Annotated in this window: 5 protein-coding genes and 1 tRNA gene; 3 read left to right on the forward strand and 3 right to left on the reverse strand. The window is 51.7% G+C overall.

Annotated features, from left to right (window positions below):
* Positions 1–352 precede the first annotated feature (352 nt).
* Positions 353–1,675: a long-chain fatty acid transporter FadL gene (fadL, locus tag GA0061071_RS02085; protein ID WP_061493866.1), complete on the forward strand. Its 1,323-nt coding sequence runs from the start codon at positions 353–355 to the stop codon at positions 1,673–1,675.
* A 58-nt stretch (positions 1,676–1,733) separates the two neighbouring features.
* Here fadL and mlaA read toward each other — a convergent pair whose 3' ends face one another.
* Positions 1,734–2,492, reverse strand: coding sequence for a phospholipid-binding lipoprotein MlaA (mlaA, locus tag GA0061071_RS02090; RefSeq protein ID WP_061493865.1), 759 nt, complete (start codon positions 2,490–2,492; stop codon positions 1,734–1,736).
* 310 nt (positions 2,493–2,802) lie between these two features.
* Here mlaA and GA0061071_RS02095 point away from each other — a divergent pair, with 310 nt between their 5' ends.
* Both GA0061071_RS02095 and GA0061071_RS02100 read left to right on the forward strand, forming a co-directional pair.
* Positions 2,803–3,738: a formate/nitrite transporter family protein gene (locus GA0061071_RS02095; RefSeq protein ID WP_088238143.1), complete on the forward strand. Its 936-nt coding sequence runs from the start codon at positions 2,803–2,805 to the stop codon at positions 3,736–3,738.
* A gap of 81 nt (positions 3,739–3,819) precedes the next feature.
* A tRNA-Arg gene (locus tag GA0061071_RS02100) sits at positions 3,820–3,894 on the forward strand.
* Between the two features lie 64 nt (positions 3,895–3,958).
* On the opposite strand, the gene GA0061071_RS02105 is transcribed toward GA0061071_RS02100, so the two are convergent.
* Both GA0061071_RS02105 and hutH read right to left on the reverse strand, forming a co-directional pair.
* The gene (locus tag GA0061071_RS02105; RefSeq protein WP_139109639.1) at positions 3,959–9,781 is read right to left on the reverse strand and encodes a hypothetical protein; all 5,823 of its coding nucleotides are present in this window, start codon (positions 9,779–9,781) and stop codon (positions 3,959–3,961) included.
* A 190-nt stretch (positions 9,782–9,971) separates the two neighbouring features.
* A complete protein-coding gene (gene hutH / locus GA0061071_RS02110; protein WP_088238145.1) occupies positions 9,972–11,504 on the reverse strand; it encodes a histidine ammonia-lyase in 1,533 nt (510 codons plus the stop codon).
* Positions 11,505–12,045 lie beyond the last annotated feature (541 nt).

Here is a 12,045-nt window from a genome sequence, read left to right on the forward strand (position 1 = left end):
CAAGGTGCCAGGTAAACGATGTGATTATTTTACGCTCCGGCGAATAGGCTCTCCAGTTGTTCATTCCATGTAGGGCCTTAAGTGACCGAAATCACACTTAAAAATGATCTAAAACAAAAATCATCCAATCGCCTGATTAAGACTTACCCCGTTTTTGCCACGCAGATCCCGTTTCGAAGATCACAATTGAAAAAACTTATATACAAACTTGCAACATTCCCTCTGGTCAGACCTATACTTCCGCCACTGGTCTGATTTGTCTGAAGTACCTCAGACCCTACACTTCGCGCTCCGTTACGACATGTAACATAGTTTGAATAAAAATAACTCGATTTCGAATGAGGTTATGGTCATGAGCCAGAAAACCCGTTTTACCAAGTCTGCTCTGGCAGTCGCAGTGGCAATCGTCTCTACCCAGGCCTGGTCCGCAGGCTTTCAACTCAATGAGTTTTCTTCCTCTGGCCTTGGTCGGGCCTATTCAGGTGAAGGCGCTATCGCAGATGACGCGGGCAACGCCAGCCGCAACCCTGCATTGATTATGATGTACGACCGCCCGATGTTCTCTGGCGGTGCTGTGTTTATCGACCCGGATGTCAACGTTACCGGCCGCTCTGCTATCGGGAATGATGCAAGCCAAAGCAACATTGCGCCAACCGCCTGGGTACCGAACCTGCACTTTGTTGCGCCGATTAATGAGCAGTTTGGTTGGGGCGCGTCTGTCACCTCCAATTATGGTCTGGCTACTGAATTTAACGATGGTTACACAGCCGGTTCGATGGGCGGGAAAACCGACCTTGAAACCCTGAACCTGAACCTCAGCGGTGCCTATCGCCTGAACAACCACTGGAGCTTTGGCCTCGGTTTTGATGCCGTCTATGCAAAAGCAAAAGTTGAACGCTACGCGGGCGATCTGCCACAGATGGTAGATGCGCAAACACGCGGCGTTTTTAATTTATCCCGTGCTATTCCGGCAAACACACAAATTGCGCGGCTGAAGGGTGATGAGTGGGGGTTTGGCTGGAACGCCGGTATCCTGTACGAGCTGGATAAAAATAACCGTTACGGTTTGACCTATCGTTCAGAAGTTAAAATCGACTTTGATGGCGATTATCGCAGCAATCTGCCGCTCACCGTGAATGCGCTGGCCCCTGCATTGGGTCTTAACAACCTGCCTTATGCCACAGCGGGTTCCACTATCAATGGTGCGCTGACGCTGAACCTGCCGGAGATGTGGGAACTGTCAGGTTACAACCGTATCGATCCGCAGTGGGCCATCCACTACAGCCTGACCTACACCAGCTGGAGCCAGTTCCAGGAGCTGAAAGCCACCGGCAGCAACGGTCAAACCCTGTTCTATAAAGATGAAAGCTTTAAAGACGTGTACCGCATCGCTCTGGGCACCACCTATTATATGGATGATAACTGGACCTTCCGCGCCGGTATCGCCTATGACGATAGCCCGGTTCCGGCCGATAAGCGCTCTATCTCCATTCCGGACCAGGATCGTCTGTGGCTGAGCACCGGTGCGACCTATGCATTTAACAAAGATGCCTCTGTCGACGTCGGTGTTTCGTATATGCATGGTCAGAAAGTGAAGTTCACCGAAACCCCGTATACCTTCCAGTCTAGTGGCCGGGCATGGCTGTACGGCATGAACTTTAACTACGCCTTCTGATAAGACAGCGGTAATAAAAAAGGTGAGCATTCGGCTCACCTTTTTTGTTGGCTGCGGTTTATTCCGCATCAATATCTTTCAAATCGCCCTCTATCGCCTTCGCGTTAGGGTTCTCTTGCGGCTTCAGCTTGCCACCATTGGCAATAAAATCATGACGCTGGAAGTAGGCTTCGCGCACCATAATATACGGATCGGAAGACTGGCGGAGTAAGCCATCGGAATCCAGCAGTTGCGCGCGGGTTTCAATGCCTTCCACCGTCCATTTACCGACGGACAATGGCCACGTCAGCCAGGAAAGCACCGGATAGAGCGTATCCGCTGCATCACCACCATCTTCACGCAACGTGAAACTGCCATAGAATGGCAACTGCATATAGGGACCGTAACCGATGCCATAATGGCCGAGCGTACTGCCGAAGCGGTGCGGTTCAACGCGCTGCAATTTCGGGTTAGACATGCCGGCAACGTCCATAAAGCCGCCCATCCCCAGCAAGGTGTTCAGGAAGAAACGGGTAAAGTGAACCATCCCCTGGTAGGGATCTCCCTGTAAGAAGAAGTTCGCCATGATCGCCGGCTCTTCAAGGTTGCTGGTAAAGTTGCTCAGACCGTTGCGCGCCGGTTGCGGCACATAATTACGCCACGCAACCGCGACGGGTCTGACAACGTAAGGATCCAGCACATTGAAGTTGAAGTTGTACATGGTGCGGTTGAACCCTTCAAACGGGTCTGAACGCCCCTGCGACTCTCGGGTACCGGAGCTGGCGCAGCCGACCAGCACCGTGGTAGCCAGCGCAAGCGCCGACAGGCGGAATTTCATAGGTGTCTCCCTGGAGAATATGGCCATCGGTGAATGCCATCCATAAAGGCGCAAACGCAAAATGCCCGGATTTGCGCCCGCAACATGTCACGCATTGTATCAGCGCGTCTTATGATGTCTACGCAGCGAACAGTCTTCATTTCAGCATAGCCCGCATTCAGCGGTGCGCTGCGTTGACAATTTTATACATACTTTCCCGACGACGTATCACCATTGTTGCTTTCCCCTGCACTTTAGGACGATACCGCCACGAATCGCCACAGAAACTCGCTACGCTTAATTGCATCTGCAGAGAACAAGTGAGGTTGTAGTGGACGCAATAAAAGAAGAGAAAATCGACACGCAGAGTAAAGAGATCGCCGTCGAGAGCGACGAAAAAAAGCGTGGCGAAAAAATCGAACTGGATGAAGACAGGCTCCCCTCTCGCGCCATGGCAATTCACGAACATATTCGTCAGGATGGCGAGAAAGAGCTGGAACGTGATGCAATGGCGCTATTCTGGTCGGCTATCGCCGCCGGGCTATCAATGGGGGCATCTCTGCTGGCAAAAGGGATATTTCACGTTCAGCTTGATGGCGTACCCGGCGGTTTCTTGCTGGAAAACCTCGGTTATACCTTTGGTTTTATCATCGTCATCATGGCGCGCCAGCAGTTGTTTACCGAGAACACAGTGACAGCCGTATTGCCGGTCATGCAAAACCCCGGTTGGGTGAATTTTGGTCTGATGACGCGCTTGTGGGGCGTGGTGCTGTTGGGGAATCTTATCGGCACGGCGATTGCGGCCTGGGCATTTGAGCATATGCCGATTTTTGATGAACAGACGCGCGATGCTTTTGTCAAAATCGGCATGGATGTGATGAAAAACACGCCGGGCGAAATGTTCTCCAACGCGATTATTTCCGGCTGGATCATCGCCACCATGGTGTGGATGTTTCCTTCAGCTGGCGCGGCGAAGATTGTGGTAATCATTCTGATGACCTGGCTTATTGCACTGGCGGATACCACGCATATTGTGGTGGGGGCGGTGGAAATTTTTTATCTGGTTTTTAACGGCACACTGCACTGGAGCGAGTTTATCTGGCCTTTCGCGCTACCGACGCTCGCCGGAAATATTTGCGGCGGGACCTTTATTTTCGCCCTGCTCAGCCATGCGCAAATCCGCAACGATATGATCAACGCTCGTAAGGCTGAGGCGAAAGCCAGGGCCGAAGAGGAAAAGCGCCAGAACAAGGGTGCGGAAAAATAAGCATAAACGGTGACAGTTTAATCACTTGGCGGCCTGCGCGCTTAACGTGGCGCGCAAATGACGTTATACTCCAGCCGCCCTGTCCCCTTAGTTAAATGGATATAACGAGCCCCTCCTAAGGGCTAATTGCAGGTTCGATTCCTGCAGGGGACACCAGAGCATCCTTTTATTGCTTAAATCTTCACGTTATTTGCTCTCCCGGCTGATTATCACAAGCGCGTCAGGCATCCGGTGTGATTGCCTGTGTCGTGTTCATTGCCAGTGTCGTGTTCGTCCCGGCGGAATCGGTCAGTTCAAGACCGAATTTTTTAATCTCTTCATCGGTGAAGATACCGGCAACGCTAAAGTCGAGCGCTTGCGCAAGCTGTGTGGCTGTCAAATTGTCCACCAGTTCTTTCATAAAGGCATCCTCTTCATCAACTGAACGGCGTGTTCTGCTACCGGTTGCCAATGTAATCGCCCAGTGTCCGGTTTTCTCATCGCCAACCCACTTGAATTTGAAACTACTGAGCAGTTCATTAATCAGTACGACCAATGAGTCTGCATTGTTCATTTTGGTATAAGCCCGCTCCATAGCCAGAAATAGCGCTCGGGCCTGCGCTATTGCGCGGTCCAGAGTATTTAATGGCGGAAGTTCATTGACCAGATACTCGGCAGATGTTTGTGCTGTACGGCCTAATGTTGCATGCGGACTGAATGATTCCCATCTTGATTCACCGAATCTAAAATGATGCTGTTTTAAATTGGGGAATTTTTTTCCTAAGTCGGCAATATAGGCATAGTCCTCAGACCCAATGGCACGATGGGTCATCTCATGAAGAAGCGTGTTTTTAATCCCTTTCTCTTCTAATACCGTGGGGAAAACTAACATAATGCGTGCAGAAGGATCCCGCTCATAAACAAAAGCCACCGTTTGCGATATATCACCCTCACTTGCTGTAACGGGTACAACACGGCTGAGCTTGGTCTCTTTCACATGATAATGTGCTTGTTGGTAAAGCCGACTCGATAATTCATCAAGCCGTTGATAAGCTTCCCCAAGGATCGTAGCATCGGGCGTATTTAAATACCTGGCCAGCACCACGAGGATCCCATCACGCAATTCTGGCGATGCTTTTGCTTGTCCAAGCAGTGCGGAAAGTTGATCCGCCCGGGTATATGTCTTATTAAACGCCGTTTCAACTTTATCAATATTTTTCGAGGGTATAAATCTCCCCCACCATTTTTTACCCACATTTGCTTTATAGGTTATAAAATCAGGCGCAGCTATTTGGAAGCCACTATTTTGTAATTCGTAGTTATAAAAATTTGTCAGGTTCTTGATTTTAGTGGGATCTCTGAGATTGAGCGCCAGATCTTGCATGATCGGCCTGAATTTGGTTATATCCGGACCGATCTCTTTCAATAAAGCGGCATATTTCATAATGAGATCGCCTTGCGATAAATTAACCGGCACATCTGCAAAAAACGGCAGGCTCTTCAGAGAAGACTGTAACTCCGGATTTTCTTTTAACGCTTGTCGGATAGAAGCAGAAAGCGATGTTTCTGCTTCCGCACCTTTTTCCACGCCAAGCGTTTTCTCAAAAAATTCCTGCATATCATCGAAATCCAACCCCGTGCTTTTCACGCTATTTTTGTATTCTTGCGAGGTATAAATCAGTACCCCATCCACGGGATAATCTTTTAGTGGGAGACTACCCGCCGCTTCCGTCATAGGCTCAAACTCTTCAAATAACTCTGAAAAATCAGCATCATTTTTGACATCATAATAGCCAGTCACATCATCAGTCTGCTTACTTTTCTTAATCACTGTTTGGAGCCATTCATTCTCATCAAAATAAATATATGAGAATTCATTATTATCGGAAAACATCTGTACCACCACCCGATCATTACCTCTTCTCCCTTGCACAAAATATTGGTTTATCACTTCATCCGTAGTGCTTCCTTTTTTCCATCGGGTGAGGATACGGATATCAGATTTAAATCCCAATTCGCGCATTTTACTGATCACTTTTTTGGCAGTTTTTGATTGCTTCAGCAAGCCCTCCCCCGCAATGTTGTTTGCCGCAGCGCCAGCCCCGGTATCCGTCTGCTGTTTCGATGATCCGGCAGCAGCGTCTGTTTTGTCAGACGGTTTCGTTTTCACGGAGGGGCGTGCCGTGTCCGACGCTTTTAACGTCTCGACGACCTTATCGAGATCGCTGCGCGCTTCTTTGCTGATCGTCGTCACCGTATCCGGTACTTTGCGCAGACGCCGGATACCGGTTTTGGTCATTACTTGTACCAGCTTTTCCTTCACTACCCGGTACAAGTCGGGCAGCGTTTCCTTCACCGCCGTATTCCCCAGACGCGCCAGCCGCCGGGTGCCTTTCACCACGCCGCCTATTGCAGGCCCAGCCAGATTACCCCCCAGCTCAAACGCCGCCGCCATCACCATCGAACGGATATACAGCTCACGCTCTTCCTCATCATCTGCCAGCGACGCAAGCACAGCCGTTGGCACAACCTCTCCCAGCAGGGTGACCGCCAGAGATGCCGCAACCCATGGCAGAGCAGGGCCGCCCAGCATTACGCCACCGACCATAAGTAGCACCCCGGAGAGAATGGCCAGCGTATTTATCAATTCGAATGCAACGGCCCGTTTATGCTCCGCAGACGAGTAAATAAGATCGTCGTAAAGGTCGACAAGATCCTTGCGATGCATATCGATAAGCTTGTCGAAGAGCACATCCGGCGTTTTTGCATAGGTGATAAAAGGTGGGTAGTAATCAGATGAAGATACTTCGGAGGTCATGTCCATAGAGTATGCTGGTGCATCATAGTGCTCTGCGCGATAGTCATAACTGTCGTCCACTTTCGCCAGCGCCTTCCCCGTCCGGATCGTCCGGTGTTTCTCCATAAAGGCCTTTATCGCGGGGTATTTTTCAATCACCACGCCAGGGGAAACCTTTCTCCCTCTCCCTTCCTTATGTACTTTGCCGGCAAATCCAGGCCACGGCACTTCACAATAATCATTGTTCCACAGTGACAGTAGCACGCCGATTTTCTTTTGCTTGGGAACGAGAGAAGGTGAAACCGGAATAAAAATCACATCAGCAAGGGTGACACCATGCCACTCCACGCTTTCCGCTTTGGTCTCGCCTTTGAGAAAACTTTCAACCGCATCGATATAGCGCTGATGGTACTCTCCCTGGGAAGCCTTCGATACGCGGTTTTTTCTGTCGATATACGCCAGTGCCGCTCGATCCAACATAAACTTATAGGCTTTCCTGGCCTTTTGTCCGCCCTCGGGGTTGTTCAGGTCAAACTCATCCTGAATTCGCCAGTCAGCAAAATCCCCCATATTGCCCAGACGTTCCTTCAGCGCACTGGGAAACGAGGAGGGCCATTCAATCACATCGTCGGTATAGGATGTTCCGTAATCTCTGCGCGGCACCCCCCTGGCAATGTCGACCAGCGTGTAGCTGCGGGAAGGAATAGTGGTGGTCAGTTTCCCCTTTACATCCATGCCGACCCCGGCTTTGAGTACAACCGGACGGGAAGTGATTATTGACTGATCGGACCATTTATCTTCCAGCCCATACATCTCCAACGACTCCCGGACAAAGGCCGTCATATAGCGATCCGGGTGGAGGATGTTTTCCCCCAAAAAGTCGGTCAAATCTGCTATCCGCCGATCCAATATCGTTTTCAGCTTATCCAGCATATATTTATCGGCACTGAAACGCTCAGGCATCGGTTCGGCCTGTTCGGCTTGCTGGCGGATGTTTTCCCAGTCCACTCCGGTAAGCAACGCGTGTTCCGTCGATACGGTTGTATTGCCCACAGTCGCAGGCTGCGAGGTTGCCGTTTCACTGGTGTGCCGCGCCTCCATTGCCCACAACAGCGGCAACGCCTCCACTATCGACTCATTATATAACTCGAAATATTTCGACTGGGTTTGCTCATTCCAAAGAAGGAAAATGTGCTCTTTAATTATCTTGTTCAACTCCTCATCCAGCACGGCAAAATCATAAGCGGCAACCATATCGTCGTTTTCAAGCGCATGTAGCAGGCGTTTGACTGTCAGGATACTCCACGCGGTATAGAGCGTGACCAGGTCCACATGACCTGTATCGTCCCGAATAAGGTCCACCAGGCTTATCAGCATGATTTTGAGATACTGCGGAAATGTCCCGGAAAATCGGGATCGATCAATAAGATCGACATAAGACAGGCTGTATTGCCCAAAGAACACTTCCGATGCCGGTATATCCGTGCTGAATGACAATGACGTATTTTTCATGATATCTGTCGACGGTCTGTCAGCACTGTAGGTAGCCAACCGCGCGGTACGCTCCGCGAGTTTTTTACTTTTGGCAGCATATTCCTTCAGTTCGCCCGCATCCATCGCGTTACCTTCCCAGTCATCGTTCAGCCTGTTGGTCAGCGTTTCAAGGCGCTGCACAAGTACTTCCTCATCTCTGGCCTCCTCCACATTCATATGAAGCAGCCCCATGCCCCAGTCATACAGCGCTCTGCGGTAAAGCTGAAGGTAATAACGTCCCAGATGTAGCCAGCGTTCATCGGGTAGTTCTGCAGACTTCGCGCCTGAATGCGGATCGTAGATGCTCGCAATGGACTCCTCTTCAATCTCCTGCTGAAATTCTTGCCTGAAGGTCCCGACCTGCAATTCATCCATTCTTGTGAACCACGCATCTGCGAGCGGGAAGCTCTCTCTGGGCACATACAGACTGCCCCGATCACCCGGTTTGGGGCCTTCGCTCAGCATCAAAAATATCGATTTTTCTAAGGTGCCATTCTTGGCTGCTTTATATTCTTCAGCCCAGTATGCACTGCGTAACGAGGGGTCTGCTGTCGCGTTGGCTGGTACAGTCATGTTTGCTGATGCGGTCGCGTTGGCTGGCGCTGTTGCCTCCGTTGTCACGAACGGATCTACCAGTATCTTTTTCACTCTGATACCACGCGAAACCTTGGGCTCCGCCATCAGATGTGACCTTTTAACGCGAGATTTCGCAGCCAGGGAGGCTTCCTCTGCCATCACGGTCGTGCTTTCCGGCTGCTGGCTGGCACTATCCGTGCTGCTGAATGCAGATGAGGCAATGTTATCTTCCACCAGTTCCGCGACTATCGCTTCCAGCTCTGCAATATCACCAGGGCTGAAGGGTGATACGGCCTCAACCGGCGAAGCCGCGTTTCGTTCAGGAAAGAGCGAGTTGATCAACTCCCGCTCGTCCTCAGTTAACATCCCGGTCAGTTCAGCCAGACGTTCATAAGCAGAGGCATTTTCATCATTACTGCGACCAAACATCGAATACCAGGCGTATGATAGCCCTGCCAGCAGAGCGGAAGCGCCAACTGCTTGCGCAGCCCCTCGCGGGGAGATCTGCGATGCTGCAGCAGCCATGAGCAGGCCGGTTGTACGGGTCATATCGGCAATACGATCGCTTATACCCGGCCGTGCTGCCTGAGTGGCTACCCCCGCTCCGCCCAGCATCGTCATGGCGATATACGTCGGTGCAGCGCGATCGCCGGCAGACGCAGTGCCAGGTGCCAGCGACGTATCGTATGTTGATGGGGTATAGGTCGTTTCCTCCTCCGGCTTCGCTATCACCTCTGCTTCTGCCTCTGGAGCTGGCTCACGCACTTTCGCTTCTGCCTCCGACAGCGATTTTCGCGTCGCCGGCCCCGCTTTTACAACACCGGTCTCCTGCTGACGGGTTCGCGCCCTCTCTACCGGGATCCCGGTTCCCAGAACATTCAGCACATACAACATCAGTGTTAAGCGCTCAGCCAGATTTCGTGCGCGAAAGACAGGCAATGGCGGCAGGGGCGCTGCTGCAGCTTCCGCTGCCAGTCGGGCGTCCCGCTCATCAAATTCGTAGCGGATCCAATCCTCCACCGAAGCGAATCCTGGGATCCCCAAAGTGCGTTCGGCTATGGCGCGCCTGCCACGGTTATGCCTCCTTTCGCCTCGTTTCTTCGGATGTGCATATTTCGCTCTTTTGACTTTTTCAAAGGGAGGGGCATGTCTGGGCATCACGCTTTCCTCATGATTGAGGGTGAGGGTGAGTGAAAGAGAAATGGCCGGAAATATATAAAATTAAAAATAGCAATAGTCAGACAACAACTACTGGTCTGTTCCGCGAATTGGGATATTTCATTAAGGTTAATGCACAGGACCCGGAGCCAGGGAAATTCCCCCTGGCCGGTTGCAGAAACAGCGGTGATCAAATCTGACTGGGTAGCACAGCCGGCAGCAGTGGCATCAAACGCCGCGCAGCCAGAAGCGCCGTGGCCTTTTCGATGTCGGGTGCGAAAAACCGGTCTTTTTCGTAGTGCGAAACCTGCTCGCGCAGCAGGTGGCGCGCCTGTTCCAGCAGTGGACTACTGGTTAACCCTTCGCGCATATCCAACCCCTGGCAGGCGGCCAGCCACTCCACCGCAATCACACCACGCGTGTTAGCGGCCATCTCCCATAAGCGGCGGCCGGCAGCCGGAGCCATCGACACGTGGTCTTCCTGATTTGCTGAGGTCGGCAAACTGTCCACACTATGCGGATGCGCTAACGCTTTATTTTCGCTCGCCAGCGCGGCAGCGGTGACCTGTGCAATCATAAAACCGGAGTTCACGCCGCCGTTTTTCACAAGAAATGGCGGTAACTGCGACATGTGACTGTCCATCAGTAACGCTATGCGCCGCTCCGCTAATGCGCCCATTTCCGCAAGCGCCAGCGCAATATTATCCGCCGCCATCGCCACCGGTTCCGCATGGAAGTTGCCACCTGATATCACCTCATTTTCCGCCGCAAACACCAGCGGGTTGTCCGACACCGCATTCGCTTCCGTCAGCAGAACGTCCGCCGCGTTACGCAACTGCGTCAGGCACGCGCCCATCACCTGCGGCTGGCAGCGCAACGAATAGGGATCCTGCACTTTATTGCAGTTGTGATGCGACTGCGAAATGGCGCTATCGTCGGTCAGCACGTGGCGATAAAGCGCCGCAGCGTCAATCTGCCCGCGTTGGCCGCGCACCTCGTGAATACGGGCGTCAAACGGGCGACGCGAGCCCAGTGCCGCTTCTGTGGTCAATGACCCACACACTATTGCAGCAGCAAACAGATCTTCCGCTTCAAACAGCCCGCGCAACGCGAATGCCGTAGAGGTCTGCGTGCCATTGAGCAGCGCCAGCCCCTCTTTCGCCGCCAGCGTTAGCGGTGTGAGTCCGGCGTGTTTCAACGCCTCAACAGACGGTAACCATTCGCCCTGCCAGCGCGCTTTACCTTCGCCGAGCAGCGTCAACGACATATGGGCAAGCGGTGCCAGATCCCCGGATGCGCCTACCGAACCTTTCGCCGGGATCCACGGATAAACGCCCGCATTGACCATTGCCACCAGCATCTGGATCACCGGCAAACGGATACCGGAAAAACCACGCGCCAGGCTGTTAATTTTTAACACCATGATCAGTCGCACCATGGCGTCGTCCAGCGGCTCACCCACTCCCGCAGCATGGGAAAGCACCAGTGAACGCTGGAGGTTTTCCAGATCTTCGGTAGCGATACGCGTCTGCGCCAGCAAACCAAAACCGGTATTAATGCCATAGGCTGTACGCCCCTGCGCCATGATGGCATTCACACACGCCACGCTGTTATCAATGGCGGCAAACGCGCTGTCATCCAGCGTAAGATGAAGCGGGTGGCTGTAAATATCACGCAGTTGCGCCAGTGTCAGTTGGCCGGGAATAAGGGTGAGATTCTTCATGCCTGGTAAAGTCCCTGAGTTGCTGCGTTTTCAGGCTGCGTGCGGCACTCCTGAAAACACGGTGAGTATATAAACACATATACTTGTCTATACAAATACACGCAAGTCATGATTTAACATAAAAGATACAATTTTTTTATAGTGCGCCAGTAATCACGGTTTCGTGGTGACACACCCGTAGACACAAAAATCACTGCACAAATATGCCCAGGCAGACGGGTGTTTATGCATTTTTTTGCATGTCGCTTTTATTGCGTTTTTAAGACACAAAAATCCGCTTTGGCGAAGAGTGTGAACTGACTCAAAAAATTAGCCTTATAAATCAGGCGGAAATGAAGCGTTTCAGCATGGATTTTCTCCTTCGCTGAAGCACAATTTATTTAGCAGTGAAATTAATGTGTCGCCAAACCCCGACACAGCCTAACTTACTAAAATTAAATAAAAAAAACCCTCTTGTAAGGGCAAAAAATTAAGCGTACATTAGCCTCGTTTGGTGAGGAATCACCCAAGATTCTGAGATGGAGCTGTGGCCGAAAGGGAG

This window comes from Kosakonia oryzendophytica (genome assembly GCF_900094925.1).
Lineage (GTDB): Bacteria > Pseudomonadota > Gammaproteobacteria > Enterobacterales > Enterobacteriaceae > Kosakonia > Kosakonia oryzendophytica.

What these genes read in the sequence shown, in the direction of transcription:
- fadL (WP_061493866.1), top strand. Translation starts at nt 353, where the DNA reads ATGAGCCAGAAAACCCGTTTTACCAAGTCTGCTCTGGCAGTCGCAGTG.
- mlaA (WP_061493865.1), bottom strand. Translation starts at nt 2,492, where the DNA reads ATGAAATTCCGCCTGTCGGCGCTTGCGCTGGCTACCACGGTGCTGGTC.
- GA0061071_RS02105 (WP_139109639.1), bottom strand. Translation starts at nt 9,781, where the DNA reads ATGCCCAGACATGCCCCTCCCTTTGAAAAAGTCAAAAGAGCGAAATAT.
- hutH (WP_088238145.1), bottom strand. Translation starts at nt 11,504, where the DNA reads ATGAAGAATCTCACCCTTATTCCCGGCCAACTGACACTGGCGCAACTG.